The 25,461-nt window shown below is 60.6% G+C and carries 20 protein-coding genes and 2 tRNA genes; 10 read left to right on the forward strand and 12 right to left on the reverse strand.

Annotated features, from left to right (window positions below; genetic code table 11):
* Positions 1-49: 49 nt before the first annotated feature.
* A complete protein-coding gene (locus ASF31_RS05575) occupies positions 50-640 on the reverse strand; it encodes a recombinase family protein (RefSeq protein WP_055753719.1) in 591 nt (196 codons plus the stop codon).
* Between the two features lie 1,773 nt (positions 641-2,413).
* Between ASF31_RS05575 and ASF31_RS05580 the strand changes: the two genes are divergently transcribed.
* Positions 2,414-2,788, forward strand: a complete 375-nt coding sequence (locus tag ASF31_RS05580; protein ID WP_055753720.1) for a hypothetical protein — start codon at positions 2,414-2,416, stop codon at positions 2,786-2,788.
* Positions 2,781-3,773 carry a hypothetical protein gene (locus tag ASF31_RS05585; protein ID WP_055753721.1) on the forward strand — a complete coding sequence of 331 codons (993 nt, stop codon included), beginning with the start codon at positions 2,781-2,783 and terminating at the stop codon, positions 3,771-3,773. The genes ASF31_RS05580 and ASF31_RS05585 overlap by 8 nt, the downstream gene beginning before the upstream one ends.
* Positions 3,774-3,777: 4 nt before the next feature.
* Here ASF31_RS05585 and ASF31_RS05590 read toward each other — a convergent pair whose 3' ends face one another.
* From ASF31_RS05590 to ASF31_RS05610, 5 genes are read right to left on the reverse strand one after another with little or no spacing between them, the layout of a single operon-like run.
* A complete protein-coding gene (locus ASF31_RS05590) occupies positions 3,778-4,650 on the reverse strand; it encodes a GIY-YIG nuclease family protein (RefSeq protein ID WP_055753722.1) in 873 nt (290 codons plus the stop codon).
* Entirely contained in the window at positions 4,650-5,231 is a 582-nt protein-coding gene (locus tag ASF31_RS05595; protein ID WP_055753723.1) for a hypothetical protein, read from the reverse strand. The genes ASF31_RS05590 and ASF31_RS05595 overlap by 1 nt, the downstream gene beginning before the upstream one ends.
* 20 nt (positions 5,232-5,251) lie before the next feature.
* A complete protein-coding gene (locus ASF31_RS05600) occupies positions 5,252-8,077 on the reverse strand; it encodes a DEAD/DEAH box helicase family protein (protein ID WP_055753724.1) in 2,826 nt (941 codons plus the stop codon).
* Positions 8,074-9,783 (reverse strand): site-specific DNA-methyltransferase, encoded by a 1,710-nt coding sequence (locus ASF31_RS05605; RefSeq protein WP_055753725.1) that lies wholly within the window; start codon positions 9,781-9,783, stop codon positions 8,074-8,076. The genes ASF31_RS05600 and ASF31_RS05605 overlap by 4 nt, the downstream gene beginning before the upstream one ends.
* Positions 9,783-12,650, reverse strand: coding sequence for an SNF2-related protein (locus ASF31_RS05610; RefSeq protein WP_055753726.1), 2,868 nt, complete (start codon positions 12,648-12,650; stop codon positions 9,783-9,785). Before ASF31_RS05610 ends, ASF31_RS05605 begins: the two co-directional genes overlap by 1 nt.
* A 275-nt stretch (positions 12,651-12,925) precedes the next feature.
* Here ASF31_RS05610 and ASF31_RS05615 point away from each other — a divergent pair, with 275 nt between their 5' ends.
* From ASF31_RS05615 to ASF31_RS14555, 3 genes are read left to right on the forward strand one after another with little or no spacing between them, the layout of a single operon-like run.
* Positions 12,926-14,800, forward strand: coding sequence for a DUF262 domain-containing protein (locus ASF31_RS05615; RefSeq protein ID WP_055753727.1), 1,875 nt, complete (start codon positions 12,926-12,928; stop codon positions 14,798-14,800).
* Positions 14,721-15,887, forward strand: coding sequence for a hypothetical protein (locus tag ASF31_RS05620; protein ID WP_162233942.1), 1,167 nt, complete (start codon positions 14,721-14,723; stop codon positions 15,885-15,887). Before ASF31_RS05615 ends, ASF31_RS05620 begins: the two co-directional genes overlap by 80 nt.
* 36 nt (positions 15,888-15,923) lie before the next feature.
* On the forward strand, positions 15,924-16,154 hold the full coding sequence (locus ASF31_RS14555; RefSeq protein ID WP_055753729.1) for a DUF6626 family protein: 231 nt from the start codon (positions 15,924-15,926) through the stop codon (positions 16,152-16,154).
* Between the two features lie 168 nt (positions 16,155-16,322).
* Here ASF31_RS14555 and ASF31_RS14265 read toward each other — a convergent pair whose 3' ends face one another.
* Positions 16,323-17,507, reverse strand: coding sequence for a DNA cytosine methyltransferase (locus ASF31_RS14265; protein WP_235551257.1), 1,185 nt, complete (start codon positions 17,505-17,507; stop codon positions 16,323-16,325).
* A gap of 192 nt (positions 17,508-17,699) precedes the next feature.
* On the opposite strand from ASF31_RS14265, the gene ASF31_RS05645 reads away from it, so the two are divergent.
* Positions 17,700-18,503: a hypothetical protein gene (locus ASF31_RS05645; RefSeq protein ID WP_055753733.1), complete on the forward strand. Its 804-nt coding sequence runs from the start codon at positions 17,700-17,702 to the stop codon at positions 18,501-18,503.
* An 18-nt stretch (positions 18,504-18,521) separates the two neighbouring features.
* Here the strand turns inward: ASF31_RS05645 and ASF31_RS14425 are convergent, their stop codons facing one another.
* From ASF31_RS14425 to ASF31_RS05665, 4 genes are all read right to left on the reverse strand, one after another.
* Positions 18,522-19,061: a hypothetical protein gene (locus ASF31_RS14425; RefSeq protein WP_156355897.1), complete on the reverse strand. Its 540-nt coding sequence runs from the start codon at positions 19,059-19,061 to the stop codon at positions 18,522-18,524.
* 98 nt (positions 19,062-19,159) lie between these two features.
* Positions 19,160-19,771, reverse strand: a complete 612-nt coding sequence (locus ASF31_RS05655) for a hypothetical protein (protein ID WP_055753735.1) — start codon at positions 19,769-19,771, stop codon at positions 19,160-19,162.
* Positions 19,772-19,827: 56 nt separating this feature from the next.
* Entirely contained in the window at positions 19,828-21,570 is a 1,743-nt protein-coding gene (locus ASF31_RS05660; RefSeq protein ID WP_082465042.1) for a site-specific integrase, read from the reverse strand.
* An 85-nt stretch (positions 21,571-21,655) separates the two neighbouring features.
* Positions 21,656-21,729: transfer RNA gene (locus tag ASF31_RS05665), tRNA-Gln, on the reverse strand.
* Between the two features lie 201 nt (positions 21,730-21,930).
* On the opposite strand from ASF31_RS05665, the gene ASF31_RS05670 reads away from it, so the two are divergent.
* Positions 21,931-22,007, forward strand: a tRNA-Pro gene (locus ASF31_RS05670).
* Between the two features lie 61 nt (positions 22,008-22,068).
* Here ASF31_RS05670 and ilvC read toward each other — a convergent pair.
* Positions 22,069-23,103 (reverse strand): ketol-acid reductoisomerase, encoded by a 1,035-nt coding sequence (gene ilvC, locus ASF31_RS05675; protein ID WP_055753833.1) that lies wholly within the window; start codon positions 23,101-23,103, stop codon positions 22,069-22,071.
* Here ilvC and ASF31_RS05680 point away from each other — a divergent pair.
* The 3 genes from ASF31_RS05680 (at position 23,102) to ASF31_RS05690 (ending at position 25,443) form a co-directional block, all read left to right on the forward strand.
* On the forward strand, positions 23,102-23,644 hold the full coding sequence (locus ASF31_RS05680) for a DUF924 family protein (RefSeq protein ID WP_055753737.1): 543 nt from the start codon (positions 23,102-23,104) through the stop codon (positions 23,642-23,644). The genes ilvC and ASF31_RS05680 overlap by 2 nt on opposite strands.
* A 75-nt stretch (positions 23,645-23,719) precedes the next feature.
* Positions 23,720-24,577, forward strand: coding sequence for a thymidylate synthase (locus tag ASF31_RS05685; RefSeq protein ID WP_055753834.1), 858 nt, complete (start codon positions 23,720-23,722; stop codon positions 24,575-24,577).
* Between the two features lie 11 nt (positions 24,578-24,588).
* Positions 24,589-25,443 (forward strand): alpha/beta hydrolase, encoded by an 855-nt coding sequence (locus ASF31_RS05690; RefSeq protein WP_055753738.1) that lies wholly within the window; start codon positions 24,589-24,591, stop codon positions 25,441-25,443.
* Positions 25,444-25,461 lie beyond the last annotated feature (18 nt).

Here is a 25,461-nt window from a genome sequence, read left to right on the forward strand (position 1 = left end):
CATCTCTGACTGGAAACTGGCCTGTCCCGCAGGACTTCGCTGACACAAGCTATGGCTCGCTGTGAGAGGCTGTCAGTGCAACAGAGCCGCGCCCTCCCGGCACTGTCCGATAAAGGGTCGAAGGTGCTACCCCCACCTGCCGCGCGATTTCGGACATCGAAAGCTGATCGTCGGCCATCAGCGCCTTGGCGATCTTCAGCTTGGTCTCGTCCATCGCCTTGGGTCGCCCTCCGAGACGTCCACGGGCAATGGCGGCCCGCCGCCCGGCTTCGCAAGCCAGACGCTTCTGCTCCACTTCATACTGGCCGAGCGCCGCGAGCGTGTGAACAGCCAGTCGCCCAGACGGCGTGGTGCTGTCGATGGCCTCGCTCAGCGACTTCAAACCGATGTCGCGCCGCGTGAACTGATCGACGAGATCGAGAATTTGACGGACATCGCGGGCGAGACGGTCGAGCCGCAGGACAACCACGGTATCTCCGGGCCGGGCGAAGTCGAGAAGCTCGGTTAGCTGCGCCCGGTCACTGCGCGTGCCCGAAGCGGTCTCGACGAAGATGCGTTCGCACCCTGCGCGCTCCAGCGCGTCGATTTGAGACTCGTGATTTTGCCCACGAGCCGAGCACCTCGAATATCCAATCAGCATCCGTGTCCGAAAACCTCTGAAAGCCCCGCATTGTCGGAGATAGATTTCAGGATACGGTATTCGGAGAGTCTGTCATCCATATCTGATGATTAACGCGACACTTCCACTCGCCCTCCCCGACATCTCCCAGAAGTATACCTTTTGGGATTTCATAATCGGCTTCCTTTTAGAAGTCGGTGGCGGCGAGGCTTGACGCCTCACCGGCATCAGTCACGCATTCGCTTCGCTATGCGTTTCCTTCTGCTTGGCAAAGATTCGTATCTGGGGGATCGAAATCCAAGTTCATGTCGATTTCAAACTCCCATCATCCATGCCCAGACATGTCTCTCTCCCCCCAAGGTCGCAGCCAATTGGAAGCGACCTTGAGGGGGAGAGACTTCAAGCCATGCACTTGTTTCCTACGCCCCAGAGGCCCTTGCGGGCTTGGCTGGCGGTTTCCCTGTATTCCAGCCTTGAAGCGGTCCTCCTGTCCGACTGCCCCGGTATCCTTTGCAGGTCCGGTAGGCTGATCCTCGGGATATGCGGTTGGCAGTGATCGTCCGAGGCAGGTGCCCGGCGGGTGGTCGTTTCGACAAAACGGTTAGCGAGTTGGTTCTCGCAGCGCCCACCCGAGCAAGGAAATAAACATCGGGATAGGCAGACGTGTTGTCACGGTCAGGACAGCGCACGTCTTCTTTGTATCGCTCTTTCGAGAAGGACGCTGTGCCTTCCCAATCCGAGGGAGCCGCAGACGGCGGGTGGATCAACCTTACCCAATCATTCGTCCGGTGTATGCCTCTTAACCCCGCTCTGGTTCATCGCGCCCGGTCAAGCGGCTGGTCTTTCACAGCCTAAACGTCCCGGTTCGGTTTTGCTGGAAGGGTCACCAGCCTCAATACCCTTTGAGCGTATGCTTTGCCTGTAAGATGCCAAGATGGTTTGAAGGGCCAACACCCAAAGAAAAACCTCGGAGGAGCGTGGGGCACCTCCGAGGCTCGCAGACAAATCCCCGTTTAACCAGAGACTAATGTCCGAAACTCGGTGAACAACCCCACGCCGTTCCTATGCTTCTATTTAGTCAAGATACACCGGAGGTCCGTCGCGGGTCATTATTTAAATGAGCCGCAGACATTCGTGTGATCAAATACGGCAGATCGGTCTCTGCCGGTTGAACCTCTCCCACAACACGGCCGCTCCGCTTTCCACCATGGCGCAGTTGATCTCGACGCCTGATGTGTTGTGGCAGATCGCGGTCACCCGTTCGTAGCTTTGCCCCGTGCGTAAGCAGGTGATCCTGTCTCCGGCCAGCCGGGTCAGGGCAGCGGTGCTCGTCGCGGCCGAAGCTGTCGGGCACGGGTGTCCCGGCGAACAGGAGTTGTCAGTTTCTCTGGCGGCTATGGCGTGTAGACGAACGCGCGTGCCGTCTCGGCAGCGGAGAGTGTCGCCGTCGTTCACATAGGCGACGTCACATGCGAAGTCGTAGGCGGGCGTCGCGGCTTCGGCTGACGTTAGTTCACCAGACCGGGGCCACCACATTGTCCCAGCGAATGCAGCCACGGCCCCAACCACGACCGTCGCGATGAAATTCGCGTTCGAACGCTTGGTCGTGCTGTGCCGACGCTTTTGCCAGAGGCGGTAGGGCACAGCTTTGGATGCCTTCTTCATACAGTGAGCATGGGCATAGTCTGGCAAACGACAGCCTAACGACCGGCTGGGTCACTGCTTATCATCGGTGTTTTGGTTGACGCACCCCGGTTCCATGAGACGCTGAAACCTCCACAAACAGGAGGATGAATGCCACCGGAAGAAGCACCGCTCCGTTGTCTTACCGTCCGCGCCGTCGTTGACGAGGCGGGCGAAATCGACGGTCTCGAACTCGAACTCTTCATGAATGCCGTCGCCGGGCCTCACCAATGGATCAGCACGACAGAGTGGCTGTTCATCAGCCCTCCGGCGGAAGCTGCCGGGGAAATCACCGTCCCCGTCGTGGTCCCCGAGGCCATCGCCATCAAAGCGATCCTTGCGGACCTTACCAGCGACCCTAACCGCATCATGTTCGACCACGCCACCACGCCGGGCGAGACGCGGAAATGGCGCTGGGTTGCCTTCCAGACAGCGCCCAACGCTCAGGGCCAAGGCCGATTTCCGTGGGAGCGCCTGAATGCTTGAGGGCGGGCTTCTGGGGTGGGCTACAGCCGCTTTGGTAAGGCTCGACGACGAGGTGCCCGGCATCCTATCTCGGGCGCTCACGGCGGCGCCTGCGCGTCGGCAGGCGATCTTCGCTTCGCTGGCAGCGCATGCGGTAAAGGCTGGTGTTTTCGACGCGGGCGACGACCTGTTCCCGGTGTCGTTCGCCGAGGTAGTCCGCCACGGCCGCGTCACAGACATCCTCCGCACGGCGTTCGGTGATGTCCCCGAGGGTTATCCGGGTCTGCTCGAACGCATCGGAGAACGACCGCTGGATCGGCCGCAAGACTACCTTGCGATCCACCAGATGCTCGCCCGCAATGACGTCAGAGCGGCCGATGCGCTGCGCGGATCGGGACGGATTACTCGCAGGAAGTTGGAAGTGTTGTCGGCGCTCGATCCGCGCTGGCATCACGCCAGCACCGTTGAACGCATCGACACCGGCGCAGAGGCCATCACCTTTAATGCCGCCGTCGAGTTCGTTCAGTCCGTCTGCTCGCGCGCCACCGACGAGGCTGTAGCTCAAGCTATCGGGCAGATGCGACCAACATCGACGTTGCCCCGGTTGCTCGACCGATTCGTCCGTCGTGCGGATCGACTGCCGCCCCACCCGGTGCCAGCGGGCGACAACGAACTGCGCCCGCTCACCACCATGCGAGATCATCTGGAAGCTGCCCGGAAATACCGAAACTGCCTCGCCAGCAAGGTTGGGCACGTCGCCGCCGGGCGTATCGCCATCGCGGAGTTCAGGGGGGAATGTCTCTTGGAGTTCCGACCGCTTACCCACAGCGGCGGTTGGATGTTCTGGCTTTGCCATGGTCCCCGAAACAGCCTCGTCCCGATTTCCACGTTGAATGCCGCCGCTGCGAAGTGTGACGTGCTTGGCATCCCGCGACAGGACGAGGACACGGGCGGCGCTGGCTGGCGCAGCTATCGGCGCATCACGCAGGAACTGGAGTGGGATTAGCAGCTTAAGTGGAGGCTCCGCTCGGGGGCAGCAGCACGCCCCCTGATATCAGGATGTCGGCTGGGATGAAGGCGCGGATAGCTGCGACGCCAGAGGATGTGAGAACAAAGACCTCATCCTCGGGCACCGTGACTTCCGCCAGTTCGGCCAGACCCGACTTCAGGATGTCGCGCCCGACGCCGTTCTCGATCAGGCCGTCAAAGCCATCGAATGTGATCCTCCTCGGAAGCCGGGCATCCACCTCGATCAGAACGCGATTGGTCAGGGCGCTGGCAGCAAGAACCGCTGCTTGGCGAGCAGTGGGCTTACGCGCGCTGGGGTGCTCAGTGAGAGGTTCAAAGGTCAGAGACCCAAGCTGTTTGATCGGCACCGAACCGACGTCGAGTAGTTCTTTGAAGAAGCGATTGGCCGCTCGCCGCTCCTCCGACACCGCGTCGTTGCCCGCCAGCGTCGAAGCCCGACGCGATCTCGACTCCTGTGAGGGGTTGCTCCCGCCCTCGCCGCCATCCGTCTGGTTCGTCAGCGGTCCCAGTCCGAGATCGTAGCGGCCGATCTGCCCGATCAGCATCATCTCGCGTTGATGGGCTTCGGCCTCGTCATCAAACACGCCCGATACGCTGTAGGAAATGATACCGCCCCGGCGTTCGATGGCTCGGATTGTGTTGAGCTTGTGGGTTAGCCTCGTCATGCGATTTCGGGCTTCTCGGACATGATGCAGCACCCGCAGACCCACGCCCTTGCCGACGTAGAAGGGGGTGCCGTCAGGCTTGTGAAGCACATAGACGTAGAAGGGCGCAGCGATACTGCGGAGTCGGGTGCGGCAGTCAGCCTCGCAAACCGGCTCGGGCCAACCGATAACGCGAAGCCCATCTTCCATTAGGCCGCCGACTTGAGTTTCGGAGGATTTCGAGCGGGCGCGGGTGCTCTCAAGTCAGTCCGCACGTCTTCCATCAATGAGAGCCCCCACAGATGATGGTCCTTCTGGCGTAGCGTTAGATGAGTTGGAGTGGCTTCGGTCACGGCTGCGACAAACCGCTGATAGTCCTCCCACAATGCCGTCGAAAACCGTCGAGCAGCGAGCTTGTGGAAGTCCTGAAGCTGGTCGCAGACGCGGATATCGTAGACAGTGAAGCTATCGGGATAGAGGACGGTCAAAACCGCCGAGGCCGTTGGCAGCTTCATCTTCCAGTCTCGCATTAGAACGCCCAATCGCTTCTCCGAAGACTGGGCCACATACAGATTGCTTGCGATCTGCTTCACTGCCTTTTCGAAGGTGCAATCGCCCACCTTTTCGAACCGCCGCCGCTCGTTGTTTTTTGCGCGGTTCGCCTTCCAGATCAGGATCAGCCAGAAGTCCTCGACGGCAAGCTGTCCGGTCTCGCGGAAATGCTTCCCGACTTCGTTGATCAGATACGGCTCAAGGTGCGCCAGACGCGCAGGTTCATTCGCGGACAACATTCTTTTCCCCTTCGCTCCTATCAGCCGCCTTCGCTCAATTCATATCGTCCCCGAAGGTCCGCATCCGGTGCCCGCACGAACTGCGACAGCAGACCGTCGAGCGTCGCGTTCGGCTGCACTGCATCGTCGGGCACCAGCGCGTAGCGCCACGGCTTGTCGCCGTGCTGCTTGGCATGGTGTTCGGTTGCGATGAAGCACCAGAGAGAGGCAGCGTCGGCTTTTCGGCGAACTTCCACATCCTCCATGTCCGAGCGCCGTTTGGTCTCAATGATCAGGCGCTCGGTCTTGGTCTCGACCACGAAGTCGGGGCGGTAGGCGGACCCCTCGCTGTCGAAAATCTTGAACTGGTTGGGGCCGGGCTTCATCCAGAGTTCGACCGTGGGATCGCGCTCCAAGAGCACCGCCATTTTCCGCTCTGTGTCAGAGTCGAACTTCGCCTGCGCGTAGCAGGCACGCGGGCCGAAGCCGGTGAAGATGAAGCGCTTGATCTCGTTCAGCCTCTCGGGCGGGCTGCGGAAGTCGCGCACCGCGTCCTTGCCTGACCCATCGAACGCCTGTGGCTTAAGTTCGCTGAAGGCGGCGTTTAAGGTCACACGATAGGTCGTTGTCGTCCGCCACATGTGCTGGCGCATCTGGGCGAACACGGCCTTGGCCATGTCCCTGCTCCAGCCTTGAAGCGTGGCGCGGACTTCCTCGTCGTCTTTCAGATAGCTGGTCAGGTGCGCCACCACTTGACCGGCGAGGTCGTAGAGAAGCTGCGCGTGGGAGTCGTAGTCGATCTCGTCGAAGTCGATCAGCTTGACGACCAGATAGTCCTCCAGTCGGGCGGGCGTATCGCCACCCTCTTCGCCGCTGATCACGGTCTGCTTCTCGGTGCGGAGCACCTGCACCAGAAGCTCGCGTGAGAGCGGCTGGTAGTTCCAGCTACCGACATCGAGCGTGAAAGGCTGGAAGCCGAACGACACCTGATCCTGAGGCGTCACAGTCAGGCTGGGGATGGCGATGGTCTTGGCGACGAACGCCGCGCAGAACTCCTTCACAACGGCTTCGGCGCGCTCCTCGGTCAGGTCCGAGAACAAACCGCTCTTGCCGCGCTGGATCGCCATGGCGTCGGCGACGATGCGCTTCACCACCTTCTCGTCGTTCAAGTCTTTGATGGTCGCGACCTGCGTCTTGATGGTCGGGAGGACGTCGGTAAGCACCGTCTGCGCCAAAGCCAGTTCCTCCTCCCTCTGGAAGGTGAAGGCGGGCGCTGGCGGCTCTGAGACGCCATGAGGTTTGACTTCAGGAGCGAACTCAGTCGCCACATCATCCTCGGGCGGACGCACGACCTGCTTCAGCATCTGCTCGATTACGGACGGCGCTTCGACCATCACCGGTTTGGAAGCCGAGACGTCGCCGCCTTCGCCGATCTTCACCTGCTTCAGCGAATGGATAACGCCATCCGCGTCCTTGGCCTTATCGATCAGGTCATTGAAGCGGTCATGGGCGATGACCGTCAGGGTATCCACGGCATCTACGCTGGTGCGCTTCCCGTAGGGCAGACGTAGGCCCCGGCCGAGGGTCTGTTCGGTCAGGATGTCTGACGCCGCAGCGCGCAGCGGGACGATGGTGAAGAGGTTGGAAACGTCCCAACCTTCCTTCAGCTTGTTGACGTGGATCACGATGTCCGTGTCGCCGCTCTTCTCGATGTTGAGCAATCGCTGAGCGTTCTCGTCGCTCTCCTCGCCGGTCAGTTTGGAGTGGATTTCCGCGACCCGGCCCTTGTAGCGGCCTTCGAAGAACCCATCGGACTCGACGAACTCGCGCACGCGGCGGGCATGGTCGGTGTCCTGCGTCACTACCAGCATGAACGGATGCACCAACGGCTTCTCGTTCTGCTTGGCGTAGGTCGCAAGCTGAACCTTCACATGCTCATGGTAGTGGATGCCGTCTTCGAGCTTGATGCGCTCCAGCGTGGCCTCATCGACTGACTTCGGGTCGAAGTTGGCGCGGGTGCCGATCGCCGGTTCCTTGATGTAGCCGTCCTTCATCGCCTCGGGCAGATCGTAACGATAGACGACGTTCTTGAAGGCGGCCGACTTGGCGCCAACGCTCTTGGGCGTCGCGGTGACTTCCAGTCCGAGGATCGGCCTAAGTTCGGCGATGGCCTTGGCGCCCGCCGAGCCGCGATAACGGTGCGCCTCGTCCATCAGCAGGACCAGATCATCGAGGCCCGCTAGATAGCTGAAATAGCTTTCGCCGATATATTCCTGAAGGCGCTTGATCCGGGGAAGCTGACCCTTCTTGGCCGATGAGGTAGTGTCAGAATTGATCTTCGAGATGTTGAAGATGTTGATGATCGCGGCTTCCTGCCCCAGCAAGTCGGCGCCGCGAACGCCGCGTCCTTCCTCGTAGTTCTCGGCGTTGACGATCAGCGGTGGCTGGTGGGCGAACGCCTCGATGCCCTTGAAAACATACTTCGGGCTGGAGGGTTTGAAGTCAGCCAGCAGCTTCTCGTAGATGGTCAGGTTCGGCGCCAGCACAAAGAAGTTGCGGCTCTTGCCGATCATGAACAGGTAGCTGACGAAGGCGCCCATCAACCGGGTCTTGCCCACCCCAGTCGCCAGAGCGAAGCAGACGCTCGGGAAGTCCCGCTCGAAATCCTCGAAATAGGCGTCGTCCAGATCACCATAAGCCGCCCGGATCGCTTCACGCGCAGTCTCGACGTCGGTTTCCTTGGAAGGCGCGATCAAGTCCACGATGTCGGCAAGGCGGTGCAGCGATTCCGACTGCGGCTTCCGTAGCGAGAGCCGTTGATTGATTTGGGTCTCGGCACGCTTGGGATCGACGACCGAGACACTCAAGACGCGATCTCCTCGCCGCCGCCGAACAGACCGGGCTGGTTCGGATTGATCGCAGTCTTCCGGCGAGGCGCTTCTTCAGCCTCGTCTACCGGCTCATCTTCGATCAGTGGCAGAGCCTCGATCTTCAGAGAGTAGTCGTCCTTGCCCCATTCGCAGCGGTCGAGGATCGCGCCCGGAATTTTACGGATCGTCAGGTTATCGAAGGCGTCGGCGTTGCTACCTTGGAATGCCTTGCAGCAGATCAGCAGAGTCCGATCTAGCCCCACTTCGTCGGAGATGGACGCAAGCTGCTCGTGGGTCAGACTATTTGTCGTGACGTAGATGAAGTCCGTCTCGGATGAATGGCCGTGCATCCAATAGTGCACGTCCGATGGCGCGTAGGTGAAGCCGAAATGCTTGCACATCGCCTCAGCCAACATCTCTGCATTATAGGACTTCGAGATCACCCAATTATCGAACTGATCCTTCTCCAGCAGGGATGGTGCCAGCTTGAAGTAGCGGTATCCGCCACCGCCCTTCCAGCCGACAGCTTCAGTGATCCCGCCGTGGTCCTCGCTGTTGATGACCTTCTTCAGGCGCGGAACGATGTGGGTCTCGCAATGGTCCCCAAGCTCGACCATGATCCAGCGGCGGCCCATCTTATGAGCGACCGCACCCGTGGTGCCTGAGCCAGCGAAAGAATCGAGCACAAGATCGCCGTCTACCGTGCACATCTCAAGAATGCGGCTGATTAGGTCTTCCGGTTTTGGCGTGGAGAAAACCTTGTCTGCCCCAAACAAATCTTTCTGATGCGCCTTGGTCTGGCGCGTTGTGTCGAGATCGCTCCAGATCGTCGCATAGGGCCGAGTAGGCGACGAAGGCGCCCACTCGCGAGTGTATGGAACCCACGCCTCGCCTTTAGCAGTCTGTCGCTGTTTCCAGATGATTTGGTCTTTCGAAAGCAAATCGAAAACGGCAGTCTTCCCCAGCGCCCAGCACGCCTCGCGACCGTCATCGTGGATAGGCAAAATTTCTTCCCCATCCGGTGCTGGAATAGGAAAGAACATCGAGGGTCGGTCCTCGCGCAAGCTGTTCTTTCCATTTTTCTTGAGGAGCCGATCCCGATAACGGCGCCCATCATTCGCAACTTGACCGTAAGCCTTGACTAACTCGGGGTCTGGCTTCTGTCGGAGTCGAGAATGCTGCTTTGACTTTGCGTAGCAGAAAATAAACTCGTGGTTTGGTGATACAGGCACCTTGTTATCGTTCGGGCTATCCACCTTCCTCCAGAGGAAGGTCGCGATAAAGTTCTGACGTCCGAAAATCTCGTCCATGAGAACTTTTAAGTAGTGCCCCTCGTTGTCATCGGCTTGGGCGAATACATGTCCATCTTTCGATAGGAGGCGTTCAATGATACTAAGTCGCTCTCGAAGTAGAGACAGCCAAAGAGAGTGCTCAACCCCGTCGTCATAATACTTAAAGGCCGATCCGGTGTTGTATGGTGGGTCGAGATAGACGCAGTTCACTTGCCCGGAGAACTGAGCCTCAAGCGCCTTCAGCGCGAGGAGGTTGTCCCCCCTAATCAACACGTTATCGAACAAGCTATCGGGACGTCGCTCGGCTGAATGATATGAGAGCCGCTCCTCCTCAATCAGGATGCGCGGCTCAAGCCGTGGGCGGTTGTCCTTGCCGATCCACGTCAGTTCGAGCTTGGTCTTGGCGGCCATCAGGCAAGGCTCCAGCGGATCGTGAACAGGGTCGTCATTTCGGGCGTCAGATTGAGCTTCTCGGTGATCTCATCGAGCATGCGTTCGCGTTCCTCGTTGATCTCGTTCAGCCGGGTGTAAAGCTGGTGCTGGAGGTCGTCCGCCTGACGCTTCAGAGCCGATGCCTCGCGCTGTAGCTCGACCTTCTCCTGAAGGTTCTGGACGGCGCGGGCGGCCTTCTTCTTCTCGTTGGCTTCCTTGGTCAGGCCCTTGATCTGTTGATCGTAGGAGACCCGCGCGTCGTCGCGCCAATTGTCGAGCCGCTCTTCCTCCTCGTTGAGGAAGTCGCCCAGCCTTTCCTGCGCCCGCCCGACGATCTCGGTCTGGCCATCCTCCAGCATCTTGGACAAAGCGGTTTCGGGCGCTGCGCCCTTGGCGGCGCCGGTCACTGATCCGGGCACGGTCAACATCCGCGCGGCAGTCTCCACATTGACGATCTCTCCATCGTCAGTCGCGGCGGCGCAGACCAGTTCGTCAAAGGTGCGGGCGGGCGTCACCAGTTTTAGGCGCGCGACCTTCAGCCAACCACTCTTACCGCGATACGGTGCGACATCGGCCAGCTTGCCATCATAGGCGTCGTAGTCGAAAGCGACTTCAGCCGTGTCCAGATCACGATCAATCGCGCGCACGATGATCTGGTCCGCTAGCCCTTCGTCAGCCAATCGGAAGAACTTCCAGCCGCGCTCATCGGCTTCGGGCCATTCGGTCGAATATGTCTCGTTGTCGTAGTCGAACCTTTCGACATGATCTGCGTGGAAGCGCGCCTCCGGCAGTTCGGCGCGCGCGAGCGTCAACAAGGTGCGCTTGAACTCATCGAGCGACGACGAGACCGCACCCTGCCGAAACTTCAGGCGCGCAATCACCTTGTCGTCCATCTCGGCGAGCAGCTTGTTGCGGGCTTCGGTCTTGGCCTCGTCGATCTCGACGCTGAACTCCTGCTGAAGGCGGTCGAAAGCGTCGTTGATCGCATCGTTGGAGCGGCACGACTGCACGATGTCGAGGATGCGCCGTTCGATATCGACGCCAGATTCGATGGCGCCCAGCACCTCATCCGATGAGCCGAAAACACCCTCGAACAGCCGGAATTTCTGATCCAAAAGCTGGACGATCCGGGCCTCGGCTTGGTTCTTCCGGTTCATGAAGTTGATTACGGTGACGTCGATCTTCTGACCGTAGCGATGACAGCGGCCTATGCGCTGTTCGACCCTTTGAGGGTTCCAAGGCAGGTCATAGTTGATCAGCAGGGAGCAGAACTGAAGGTTGATGCCCTCAGCGCCCGACTCCGTGGCGATCAGGATCGTCCGGTCATTCCTGAATGCGTCCACGATTGCGGCCTTCATGTCGGCCGTCTTGGAGCCGGAAACGACATCGGTGCCCCGGTGCTTTTCCAGCCACGCCTTGTAGATCGCGGCGCTGTCCTTGTCCGAGTTCGAGCCATTCAGGACGACGGTCTGACCCTCGAAGCCGCTTCGCTCCAAGACCTCGCGTAGGTAGGTCTGAGTTCGGACGGACTCGGTGAAAACAACCGCTTTCCGCTGGCCGCCCTTGCCCGCGATTTCGTCCAAAACGCCCGACAAACCCTTTACGAGAGCGTTGCCTTTGGCATTGGTCTGGATCGACGCCGCGAGATCGCGATAGCGGGTCAGTTCCTCGATCTCGGCCTTCAGATGCTCGGGATCGATGTCGTCGATGGCGTCATCGGTCTCGTCTTCCAGAGCCTCGGCTTCGCGAGAGTCGCCGTCCTCCCGCCATTCCTCGGCGGTTTCCTCAACCCCGTCGATGTCGGCCAGCGCCTCCTCGTTCACCGCCAGCCTTTGGCCCAGACGGGCGACCATCTTGTCCAGCGTCGCCGCGACCGCGAACGACGACGAGCCGAGGATTTTTCGAAGGACCAGCGTGACCAGATGTCGGCCGTTTTGCCCGACCGCCAGCGTGTCGCTCCGCTGGAGGTATAGTGACATGTGCTCGTAGAGGTCCGTCTCCAGTTTGTCGGGCGTGAAGTCGAACGTCTTGGGTAGACGGTTGGTGTAGTTGATCAGGCCCGCCTTCTGAACCTGACGGCGCAGGGTGCGTTTGCAGATCGGCTCAAGCCGTCGCCCCAGCAGCGCCTGTGCTGCGTTCGATGCGCTGCCGAACTCGGCTCTGAACGCCTCTTCCGACCCGAAGTAGGTGTCGTCGATAATGGTGACGAGACCATATAGCTCCATCAGATTGTTCTGGAGCGGCGTCGCCGTTAGCAGCAGCTTCTGACGCCCGGCCAACGCTTCTCGCAGCACGGCGGCCCGCGAGTTCTCGGCGGACTTATAGACGTTCCGCAGTTTGTGGGCTTCGTCGAAGACCACGAGGCTCCACGGCACACTTCGAAGCTGGTCGGCGATCCGCGCCGCATATTCGTAGGAGAGGATGACGATCCCTTCCTCGCGCCCAAGCGGGTTCGGTTTGCCCGCCTTGGCAAGGTCTTTGACCCGCTTGGCGTCGAGGATCACGGAAGGGAGCGAGAACTTCTCTCGCAGTTCGGTCGCCCACTGCTTCCGCAGCGAGGCGGGGACGATCAGCAGCAGGTGCCGTTTCCGCTCCCACCAACGCTGCGACAGCACGAGCGCTGCTTCGATGGTCTTACCCAACCCCACCTCGTCAGCGAGCATCACTCCCTTAGACAGGGGCGAGCGCAGAGCGAACATCGCGGCATCGACTTGGTGCGGGTTCAGGTCCACGCGCGCCGACGACAGCGATTGCGTCAGCCCTTCGCCCTCGTCTAGTCCCTCGCGGGTCAGGAAGTGCGCGAAATATTTGGCCTGATGCGGCGTATAGGTGGGCGCGATGCTCATGTTTCCCCGATGCGGGCCGGAGCGTTAGCGATAGCTACCGGCGCTCACCAGTCTCTCGAATCGCGGCCGTCCCCCGGCTGATTGTTGGCGGCGATGTTCTGCGCTGGCGGCGTTTGAATCAACTTCAAACCACGGCCCGCAACCGACTATACGACCGGTTTCAGCGCGCCAGCCATTCTTCTGTGCTGAGCGTGCCAGACGGCTCCGCGCTCGGCTGGGTAGTGACAGATGAATTCTATTTCGCCTATGTGGCGATATAGCGGGGGGATTTGAAAATGGACGCCAAACCACTGTCCATCGGGAAGATTTTGAGTGAGCGGCAGCGCTTTATCGTCCCAATCTACCAGCGGACCTACGCATGGAACCAGCGGGAGCTTGAGCCTCTGGTCGATCAGATCGAAGCCAAAGCCGATGAGCTTCTGAAGACGAACAAGGTAGCCTTCTCGCACTACATGGGCGCGCTGCTGTTCATCCCTGACAGCGATCCTGTGTTTGGCAGGATTCAGGCGTTCAACGTCGTCGATGGCCAGCAGCGCCTGACAACTTTCCATCTCTGTTTTGCTGCCTTGCGCGATGTCGCCAAGAGTTATGAGTTTGATGGGATAGCTCGCCAAATCTCCGACCTCATCGTCCACAGCGACGACACCCCGATGCAGGACCGGGCGACCGAGCGCTACAAACTTGAGCCGACGACTTACGACCGGATTCTCTTCAGGCACATCATCGACCTCGACCGACCGGCGCTTCGGAAAAAGTATCCCGACCACTTCTACAAAAACGGCAACATCAAAGGCGCGGCGCCCGGCCCCCTCTGGGCCTACTGGTATTTTTGGGAACAGGCCGACGACTATATCCGCGAGGGAGTGTGGCTGACCGATAGCACCAAGTATGATCGCGCCGCCCTGCAAAGGCGATTGTTGGCGCTATCGACGGTGCTGTTCGAGCATTTCCGACTTATCGTCATCACTCTGGCTGCTGACGACGATGCACAGGTCATCTTCGAAACCCTGAACAGCGGCGGTAAGCCGCTGGCCGCTATGGACCTCGTTCGCAACGACGTTTTCCATCGGGCGAACCGGCGAGGCGAGGATCAGGCCGCTCTCCTTGAGGAGCACTGGTCCGAGTTCGAGCAGCCGTTCTGGAAACAGGAACAAACTCAGGGGCGCATCAAGAAGCCGAGGATCGACTTCTTCTTGGGTCATGTTCTGGCGGCTGAACGAGGGGCGGTCATATCGCTCGGCGAGCTATTCTCCGAATACAAGGCTTTCGTCGTCGCTAGTGCGTTTCATTCCACGGCCGACGAACTGCGCGCACTGACCAAATATGCGCCCGCCTACCGGCAACTCGCCGAGCCATCATCGACGGGCGAACTCTCGAAACTGTCGCGGCGCCTGAATACGTTTGACCTCTCCACAGCCTATCCACTTGTGTTGGTCATCGCCCAATCGGATGCAGACGATGAGACCAAGGCTCGGCTCTACGACCTGATCGGCAGCTACGTCATCCGCCGCGCCATCTGCTACCTGACGCCCAAGAACTACAACAACCTGTTCGTCGAAGTGGCCGCCTATCTGAAGGCGCACGGCGTGAATGAGGACGCCTTCTTCACCGTGATGGAATCAAAAAAGGCGGCGGACACGTCGCGTTTTCCGACCGACGCAGAATTTGCGTCGGCCATTCGGAACCGTCCTCAATACGGCTGGATTCCCCAGCACCGGCTGAAGCTTATACTGGAGGAGTTGGAGTTCGCCATGCGCGACCGCTTTAACATTGAGGGCACGCTGCAAGACGGTCTCACCATCGAGCACATCATGCCTCAGAACTGGTCGATGCATTGGCCTCTGGCCAGCGGAGCATCGGCTCCAGTGGATTTGGTGACGGGGGTGGATGAAGCGATGCGATCTGAGATCGAGACCCGGCAAGCAGTGATCCAGACGCTGCCGAACCTGACGCTGCTCACGCCCCCGGCGAACTCCTCAGCCAGCAACCTGAACTTCGAATCCAAACGCACCCGACTGCACGACTCTCTCCTGAAGACGAACATCGCAATCGCCTCGGAAGCGTCATGGGATGAAAATGCGATTGCGCGGCGGGCTGACTCGCTGGCTGCTGCCGCGATTGCTCTATGGCCGTCACCACGACACTCGTAGTGGCGTAGTGACACTTTCTGTCGTTCGAGAAGCTTGCGCTGCTGTCGAAGCGCTTCTGGCGCGTGATCCCACGGCGGCATTGAATGAGTGCGAACTACAGGCGCTCCTTCAGGTGGAGCTTCTTCGTCTCCTTCCCTATCGTCTGGAAGCGTCGCTTTCGAGCGAAGTCATCGCGCGCGGGCATCACCCCGCGCTGACCATTCCTCGGGTGTTTCGCGAATTGAAACCTGACGGAGGTCGTGGCGGCAAGGAGGTTGATCTCGCAGTTCTTCAAGACCGCCCGCAGATGGTGCGTGGCAAGTTGAACGGCGCACCCTCCAAGTTCGAGCCGCCATATGCCGTCATCATCGAGACTAAAATCGACGCTTCCGCCGTCGCCACATTAGCCGGTCGCAACACTCGCGCTCGGCCAAACGTCCTAACCAGCGACGTGGGCAAGTGGCGGCCATATATCGATCATGGGCAGGTCGAGACCGTCGTGTCGGTGATCATGACCGGTCAACCAGAAGCCTATGCGGGTCTTCCCGACGTCATCACGATCCGCCGGTCGCCGCCCGCTCAAAACTGCGCCTTTCAGGGCCGGGATTTCGATCCTTGGCCCCAAATCGATGCGGCGTTGAACGAGGTTGCAGAGGAGTATCGTAGGCATCCAGTCGGATGTTTGCGCGAGAAGGACTTCGAGAGTCGCCTGTTCGGCAAACTTCGCGACGCTGACTTCCCGCGTGTCCCGTTCTGGCTGCCTGACGGCTCATGCGTGGGCATCGACCCGGTGCGCGCGCAATGGTCGGGTGAGTGGTCTCTTTCTCTCGGCAGAGGTCGTCGCCACGACCTCGTGGTTCTTTCTCCTACCGGCCGCTCGCTTCTCGCCGAACTGGAACTCAAGACCAGCCACTCGGATAGCCACAACTGGTTTCGGAAGCGGGAGGTGGAAGGCGAGCTACAGGCGATGCAGCACTTGATAGAGGAAGGGCGTCTGCAACGCGGGCGCTTCGTGATGTTTCGCTATGGAGAAGCGCTTTGGGAGGTTGACGCCAAGTCGCTCTTCTCGCGTTTCCCTGACGTCGAGTTCGAGTATGTCTGCGCCTAAGCGCACCCCATTCTGCCGCCAGAATAAATAGGCGGTATGGACATCTACCACCACTTCCACGAACGCGGACTAACCGACTCCCATCGGCATTTTAGCAGCGCATGGCTCGGCCGCGCCGAGAATTATCTTTGTCTGAGGGGGGCGCGCGGCCCATCGAGCGACGCGCTCATCGACCTGTTTCAGACGCTCTGGCGCGAATGCCGGTTCATGCTCGCACTCCGGGTCGGTTGGGCAGTGTTGTGGCTGGAGAAGGAGGCACGGCGATGAACGACGATGACCTCCTGTTCCCGCTCGACGATCTTGAACGCTGGAAGCGTCGCCAACTTCCGCAGGACTGGCTAGCGAAGCGTCAGGTGTTGCTGATCGCTCGGATTCACGCGCAAGCCGCCGAGGTCAATAAGCCCTCGCCCCCCAAAGCACCGAGTTTGACGCCCGCTACGCCGCCAGTTGCTCCTCCGAAGCCCGGTGGATCATCCGCGCCAATTTGATCCGTTCTCCCAGCCAGCGGACGTCGGGAACCGACAGCGAGTTTCCGAGGGCCTTAAACCGCGCGACATCGAGCGAGCGGAGCTTTCCGAGCCATGCGATGTCTGTGTGCCCGTCAGGCATTCCCATCAGCCTCTCGCGTTCAACCGGCGTCAGTTCGCGGACCCTGCCATCGACCACAACACAGGCCCTCCCGCCAGAGCCTCCGGCCGCACGAAGCGTAAAGGACTGTTCCACCGCCCACTTCGGCGTCGCGTCAGCGTTCAGGTAGACCGCAGGGCGGCGATTACCCAGTCGGGCGGCAGTGACCGCTTCGCGGTGGCGGGCCGTTCCAGCAGCCGCATGGCGATCCCCTCTTTGGCGCGCTTGCTCAAAAAGAACCTCTCGGGGATCGGGTCCGTTTCGAGGACATCCGACAACAAAGACACGCTCGCGCCGTTGCGCCACGCCGCCATGTTGCGCGTCGAGAACTCTCCAAGCGACGTGTCGGCGAACACCGGCGACATAGCCGAAGTTCGGCCAGCGCTTTTCGCGGCAGAGGAGCGGATCGGGCGCACCGACGATGGCGCCGAGATAGCAGCCGAAGGCATTTTCACGGTCACTCAAGAGTCCTTTGACGTTTTCGAGGATGACGAACTCGGGGTCGATGTCGTTGGCAAGATCAACGAACTGGCGCGTGAGAGCGCCGCGCGGATCGCCCATTCCCAGACGACTGCCAGTGCGGCTGAAGGCCGTGCAGGGCGTCGATCCCCACAGAACATCCAGCTTTCCGCGCCAGTCGGTGCCGTCGATGTCGAGCATGTCTCCGAGGTTAGGCACCTGCGGCCAATGGTGCTTCAGCACCGCACTAGGATAGCGGTCGATCTCAGAGAAGAAGACCGGCTCGAAGTCGCCGAGCGGTTCCCACGCCAGACTAACGCCTTCAATGCCCGAACAGACAGTCGCGTAGCGGATGACGTCATGGCGCGACGTGGTATCGTTGGCGACCTCGAACGTGACGTCCATCGGAGCGATGCGCGCACCCCCCTTCAGTCGCCCGGTGGGTGAGGCGGGCGGCGGCGTATTGGTGGGCAAGTTGTCATTGGCGGCCGGAGCCTTCTGAACTTGAGAGACCTTCTGGCGGCGAATGACCATGTGTTGTGATGTCCTCATCGGTTGTCGATGAGGGTAAAGCGCACAATTTCGGGTCGAGACCGAGCGATGATAGATGAGGTTAATCAAGCCCTTTTCACATCAGCGCCCGAGTTCTCACATTCCGGTCCGACTCGTCATTTTGCGGCGAGTTCGAAACTGGATTGAAAGCTTCGAAGAGTGAGGGTCGGCGTTATGTCTGACTCCGTTTCGCCCTATCGCTCGATCAAAAAGTCCGCTCTCGCTGCGCTACTGGGCATTCCTGACGAGCAACTTCTCACCAGAGATGAAGCCGCCGACGAAATTGGAGTCAGTCCGGGCTATCTGGCGAACTTGGCAAAGCCCGATGCAAAGGGGGTCGGCGGCGGCCCGGCCTACTATCGCTCGACAACCAGCCCCACCGGCGGGACCGCTTGGTATCCAACGTCTGAAGTCGGTGCCTTCAAGCACCATCGCCGCTCGAAGATAACTCGGAGCTATGAGCGCAAAACTGGTCAGCAGAATTGGACTAAGCTCCAAGACGATGTGGAACGACTCCCTGTCCACACCGTGGTCTCAATGATCGAGGAGTGGCGAGACAACGAACTCTATCGACGTGCCCAAGCTATCCTTCATGACCCAAATCCGATGGCTGGGCGAGCAACCTACGAGGAAGAGTGCCGACTATTCGGGGCAGCGCACAAAGACGGCCGGGTCGAAGCGTTTGCTGCAATCGCTGGATCGGATGATGCTGCCGCCCAGCGAAAAGCAATCTTCGAGAGCCTCGACGATCAGACCAACGCCGTAGAAGCCCACCTTCTCGCGTTGACGGCTTCGCGAGGTCTATCCGTCTCATCGGCCCATCCATCCTTCTTCGTCCTGACGACGATGTTCGAACGGGCATGGGGCGAGGTTCTGGCGGCCGAAACGCGCTGGCGGAACTTCGACTACACCGGAATGCCCAAGCACCGGCCAAGCGCGATCAACGAGATTACGATCTCCGTTGGACGGAACGCGTGATCGACCAGAGAAGCCTCGTCAGTCCATGCGACGGAACACAACGAGTTCGCGCCTGTCGATCACCCACTTCTTGGTCTTGGGGCCACGCACACCGGCGTAAAGGCTCTTGCGGTTGACGCGCTTCATCGGCTTCAAAGGTTCGGAATCGTAGAAGACGATACGCCCACCATCACGGGCGATAACCAGCCAATGGTCTGATGGGCGGGTGATGCCGACAATCCCGCAGAGAACGTCTTCGTCGTCGAAAATCTCGTCAAACTCGGCCCAATAGCCATTGTTGTTTGCTGGCGCAGTTCTCCAGAATGGATACGAGACCTGAACATCAATCTGGGCGTCGAACTCGCGCATGCAAGCAGCGAGCATTTTCTTGAGGTCGCCAAACCACGTTCCTTCCCACAACAGCGCTGGCCAGCGTCGCGAGCTAACTGCGGAACAAGCGGTCTGGAAGAGGTCAGCAGGATCGCCACGATGACCGATGTGCATCAAGGCGTTGACGATGGCGTAGGGACCGCAGAGGCCATCAAGAGCGCCTTGAGCGTAAGGTTTAGATCGGGTCATTTCGCGACTTAAAGCCAAGCTACGGCAAGCCGTCTATTGGCTTTCTGATCTGATTGATGTCCACCGAACCGTGAGGATGGCGATGACCGACAGCATCGCTACGTCAGCCGCCGACTGACCGGCACCTGACCGCGCGGCTTGCGCCCGAGCAGTCGGGCGAAGACGCTGATCAGCCAAGCCCACCAAGACTGCCGACGCTTGCCCTCGCTGTCGAAGGCATAGGGGTAGGAGTGCGCGTCGCTGTCGATGTCGCCGGTCGGCTGGGCCACGCGAGCCTGATAGTCGGCCTTGAATGCCCTGAAGTCCTTGTAGACGACGTAGGAGAGGTAGCCCGCCACACCCAGCGCAATCAGCGCCGGTGCCAGTTTGGAGACGGTCACGGCGAAGCCTTTGGCTCCAGCCGACCCGACTCCTGCCGCGCTCAGCATCTCAACGACCGGCGCCGGGATGCCGTGGAAATAGCAATAGGCTCCAGCCGCCACGACCGCGACCGTAGCGGCCCCTGCGAGGATAGGCATGGCGGCAGGAGCGGAAGCCACGGACACCGCTGTCGCCGACATCTGCGACAGGACGCCAGCGGCTGTGGTGAAGGCCGATACGACATTCGCTCCGACATAGGTGCCGCCCAGATAAGACCCGCCATAAGACAGGATCGCGCCGCCCGCCGCATGCTGGACCAAGGCGAGACCGCCCACCGTCAAGATCGCCATGAAGCCTTATCCTGAAATTCTGCCGACATTAGTTTACAGAGCCGTTGTCTCAACAGCTACTTTGGAAGGGTCGGAAATGCCGGAAAGTCTATCAGGTCCATCGCGGCTTTGAGCGTCATCAAATCCACCCCGCGTCCATAGCCGCGAGCCACCGAGTTCCCGTCCTTGTGGCCGGAGATCAGATCGTGGATTTCTTCCTTGGCGTCCGACATACGGGCGGCGCGCTTCCAAGAGTGTCGGAACGAATGGAAGACCTTTTGGGGATCGTCCAGCCCTTCCCCCTTCACCTTAGCGACGTTCTCGCACCAGAGACCCCACCATTTCCCGAACTTGACCGACATCTTCACCGCGTCGCCGTCGAGTTCAGGGAACAACAAGCCAGACTTACGTTCGGCCACATATTTCATGAAGCCGAGGGCGATCAGCCGATCATGGATCGGAATGATGCGCCGGGCCGAAGCGTTCTTCACTCGGCGCAAGCCTTTCAACGGGCGCCCAGTCAGGTCGATGAAGCTGATCTCTTCCTCGGTCTTGATCTCCGACACGTCCAACGACGCCAGTTCCTCGACCCGCCCGCCGGTCCATAGGGCGATGATCGGGAGCCAATATTTGTGATCTTTGGTGATCAGGGAACCGGGAGTGTTCCGATAGCCAAGAGCCGAGACAGCGCCTTGGAACATCGGGGTCTTGAAGATGGTCGCCAAGTCCTCGGCTTCGTAGGGATCGCGCTCTTCGCTCTCGTCCGCCGCTGGCTTCTTCATCATCTTGGCGGCGGGGTTCTTCCGCATGAGGTCGCGATCCACGGCGAACTCGAAGAGAGCCTTATAGACGACAGTCCAGTTCCAAACGGTTTTGATGTGGAGGACGCGATAATCGTCGCGCTTCTCGGCCTCGGCGATGGCCGTCATGAACGGCGTCTTCTCGATGTCCCGTTTGGTGTTCGGGAACCGCTTCAACTCGATGAGAAACGAATCCATTTGGAGTGGGGTGATCTGCGACACGTCAGGGTCGCCGAGGAATTCAGACAGCCGGGTCACATAGCCGCGATGGCGCTTTTCGCTTTTTCCTTTCGCCGCCTCCCAACGGTCGAGGAGGTCCAGAAGCTTCATCCCCGCGACAGGATGCGCGGCGGGAGAGGGGTTCACGGGAAGCTCAACGGTCACCGGCAAGACCGGTGTGGGAGAGGAGGCATCTGGCGCGTCTGACAGGCGTCCACGCCTATATTCCATGATCCCATTTTCCACGTCGGCCAGAGCCGAGGCGAACCATCCCCGCATCGCCGGGATCGCCGGGTGGAGCGGATCACACATGATCCTTTGGCTGTTCAGGGCCTCGGCCAGCTTGGCGTCGAAGTCCGCGACCTTGGACCAGTCGCCGGATCGAAGATCACCGACCCTCTGGACGTGTTCGCGCATTTCATCGCTGAACCCGACCGGCGCCGGTTCAAGGCCGCCGTTGAAGGCTTCGTTCAGAGCGGCTTTGAGCCTAAAAGAAGTCCAACGCTGGATCGCTGCGAAGGCGCGGTCACGGTCGATGGCCTGACGCTGGAGGGGAGCCGACGCCAGCACCGAGCGATCTTGAGCCTTGGCGATCTGGTCGCTCCAGTCGGCGAGGATGGGAGCGCCGACCCGAACGGCTTCGTTTTCGTCCTTGGTGTTCAGAGCGACCTTGAACTCGCTCTTTCCGAACATCGCCCGGAGGTCCGCCGGAATCACTTTCCGGGCCTCCCAAAGACCCGAAACGCCGCTGCGGCGTAGACCCTTCACCTTGGACGAAGCGTGAATGCGTTTTCTTCCCATTTTGGACCGACCTTTTGGACCGAGGCCGTCGCGGAAATCCTTATGGAGTAAGGACTTCCAATGATTTCAATGGGATTAAAACGGATGGCTGGGGAACTAGGACTCGAACCTAGAATGACGGTACCAAAAACCGTAGTGTTACCATTACACCATTCCCCAGCAGGACCGGCGTTTCCGAAGCACTCTGTGCGGCGGAGGCGGTCAGATACGCCAAGCCGTTTTGGGATGCAACACCCTCTTTCAGGACTATTTTCGCTTACCGTGAAGATGGGTCAAAATGGGCGCTTGCGGCCCATCGAACCCATGGCTATAAGCCGCGTCCTCACTTCGGGGCGACGCCGCCAGGCCAGCCCCCACGGTCGGAGTGTGGCTCAGCCTGGTAGAGCACTGCGTTCGGGACGCAGGGGTCGGAGGTTCGAATCCTCTCACTCCGACCATCTTCTCCTCAGAAAAATCGACGATGCGACAGCGGGCCTTTCGCCCGCTGCCATGTCCGCGTCAGTCGTCGTTCGCCGCGCTCTCCATCGCCCGGCGCGCCACCGCATTCAGATGCGCTCCAACCGACTCGATGGTCCTTGAGCCCAGCGCCTTTCTGCGTGCAGTCAGATCGGGCGATCCCGCGTCATAATCCGCCATCAGCCGCCCCACGAACGCCCCGCCCTGAACCTCGGCCAAAACCTGATCCATCGCCTGGCGAGACTCGGATCCGATGATGCGCGGTCCGGTCAGATAGGCGCCGTATTCCGCCGTGTTCGAAATCTTGGCGAAGGCGCCGGCGATGCCCCGTTCGTACATCAGGTCGGTCACCAGCTTGGTTTCATAGAAACATTCGAACCACGCCACCTCGGGCGGATAGCCGGCGTCGACCAGCTTCATGAAGGCCGCGTCGATCAGTTCGGCGATGCCGCCGCACAGAACCACCTGTTCGCCGAACAGGTCGCTCTCGCACTCGTCGCGCATCGTCGTTTCCAGAATGCCCTTGCGCCCGCAGCCAAGCGCCGCCGCATAGGACAGGCCCAGCGCATGCGCGCCGCCTGTGGCGTCCTGCTGTACGCCAAACAGGCAGAAGACCCCCTCTCCGGCTTCGTACAGATCGCGGATGCGCGGCCCGATCCCCTTGGGCGAGGCCAGGATGACGTCCAGATCCGCGCGCGGTTCGACCAGGCCGAATCGCACCGACAGGCCGTGGGCGAAAACCAGGGCCGCGCCGGGCCGCACGTTCGGCTCCAGCTCGTCGCGCCACAGATCGCGATGCGCCTCGTCCGAGGTCATCAGCGCAATCACGTCGGCGTCGGCCGCCGCCTCGGCGGCTGTCATCACCTCGAATCCATCCGCGCGCGCTGCGTCACGAGTCTTCGACCCCGCCTTCAGCCCGATGACGATGTCGGTCACGCCCGAACCTCGCAGGTTCAGCGCGTGGGTGCGCCCCTGGCTGCCGTAACCGATCATGGCCACGCGCTTACCGCGGATGATCGAAAGGTCGCAGTCGCGGTCATGGAAGACGGGCAGCGGATTGGGTAGGGTCTGGGTCATGACCGCCTTCATAACCCCATCCGACGTCGTCGCCTTCTGGAAAGAGGCTGGGCCTGAAAAGTGGTTCGCCAAGGACGAGGCATTCGACGCCGACTTCCGCGACCGAGGCCGCGCCCTGCATTGGGCCGCCGCGCGCCGCGAACTGGACGACTGGATGGACACGGCCCGGGGCGCCTTGGCGATGCTGATCCTGCTGGACCAGTATCCCCGAAACAGTTTTCGCGGTACGGCGCATCAGTTCGCCACAGACCCGCTGGCCCTGATGTTCGCCAATCAGGCGGTGGCGCGCGATCTGCACCTGGCGGTCGAGCCGGCTTTCATGAACTTCCTGCTTTTGCCCTTCGAGCACTCCGAACGGATCGAGGACCAGGACCGCTACATGGCCTTGGTCGCGGGCGACGAAGAGCTGGAGAAATGGGGCAAGCTGCACCGCGACATCATCGTCCGCTTCGGCCGCTTCCCGCACCGTAACGCCGCACTAGGCCGCCAGACCAAGCCTGAAGAACAGGCTTTCCTCGACGAAGGCGGCTTCGGGGGTTAATTCGATCCACAACGATCCGATGGCGAGCGGCGACGGCCGATTGGCGAAAGACCGATTCGGGTGGAAGCTGACGCCATGAACGCTCAGGTCGCCATCGCTGAACTTCAGGCTCGCATCGCTGCGGCGCCCGCCGATCATCCCGAGCGGCAGTATCTGAACCTGCTGCGCGACATCCTCGACAATGGCGTCCGTCGCGACGACCGCACCGGCACCGGCACCTTGGGCGTCTTCGGTCGCCAGATGCGGTTCGATCTGTCCAAGGGTTTCCCGGTCCTGACGACCAAGAAGCTGCATCTGCGGTCGATCATCGTCGAACTGCTGTGGTTCCTGCGCGGCGAGACAAATATCGCCTATCTAAAGGACAACGGCGTCCGCATCTGGGACGAATGGGCCGACGCCGAGGGCGAGCTGGGTCCGGTCTACGGCAAACAATGGCGGTCCTGGACCGCGCCGGACGGGCGAGTCATCGACCAGATCGAGAAACTGGTTCATGGGCTGAAGACCAATCCGAACAGCCGCCGCCACATCGTCACTGCCTGGAACCCGGCCGATGTCGACGACATGGCATTGCCGCCCTGCCATTGCCTGTTCCAGTTCTTCGTCGCCGACGGCAAACTGAGCTGCCAGCTGTATCAACGCAGCGCCGATGTCTTCCTGGGCGTGCCGTTCAACATCGCCTCCTACGCCCTGCTGACGATGATGCTGGCCCAGGTGTTGGGGTTGGAGCCGGGCGACTTCGTCCACACCTTCGGGGACGCCCACCTTTATCTGAACCACCTTGAGCAGGCCGAGCTTCAGCTGACCCGCGAGCCCCTGCCCCTGCCCGTCATGCAGATCGCGCCCAAGACCGACCTGTTCGCCTTCGACCTCTCGGATTTTACCCTCGAAGGCTACGAAGCCTGGCCGCACATCAAGGCCGCCGTCGCCGTTTAAGGTCATTCACGATGATCCGCGCCTTCTCTCTTGGTCTCATTCTGCTCGCGACGCCGGCAGTGTCAGCGATCGCCCAGCCGATCTCATCCGCCGTTAAAGCCGCCGAGATCACTCCGGTACAAATCAGGGTGCCTGCGCCGGACGGTCGGGCCATACCGATCAGCATCTGGACCGCCCCGGCCGAACGCGGCGTGGTGGTGTTCAGCCACGGCTATAACGGTTCGCCGACGGCCTATGCCCGCATTCTGTCGGCCTGGGCGGCTCATGGTTTCACGGTAATTGCACCGCTGCACGTCGATTCTCTACGGCATCTCGAACATGAGAAATATGACAATCGCGCTGCCTTCTCGACCAGGCTGATCGACCTGGGCGTCGCACGCGGCATCGCCGCTCATGCGCATTCGGGCAAACCGCTGATCGTGGCGGGGCATTCGTTTGGCTCTCTGATGTCCGTGATCGAGGGCGGCGCCGTCACCGCGGCAGGCCCCGCAGGCGACCCGGCGGTAAAAGGCGTGATCGCCTTTTCCTCGGCCGGCTCCATCCCCGGCCTCGTCACCTCCGACAGCTACCGCACGCTTGACAGTCCGCTGTTGGTGATCACCGGCGATCAGGATCTGGTGCCCGGCTTCGTCAGCGATTGGCGCGATCATCGCGCGCCGTTCGACAATAGTCCGGCAGGCGACAAAACTCTCATGATCTTCGCGGGTGCAGACCACCAGCTGCCGGGGACGGCCCAAGGCGAGCAGTTTGATCAGATCATCCGGGCGACAGAGGATTTCCTCGACGCCTATGCGCTGAACGACGCCGATGCCCGATCGCGCCTTGAGGCCTTCGCCGCAGACGGCGTCAGCGTCGAGCGCCGCTGAACGGATGGATTTGCGCGA

It is taken from the genome of Brevundimonas sp. Leaf280 (genome assembly GCF_001422455.1).
Classification (GTDB): Bacteria; Pseudomonadota; Alphaproteobacteria; order Caulobacterales; family Caulobacteraceae; genus Brevundimonas.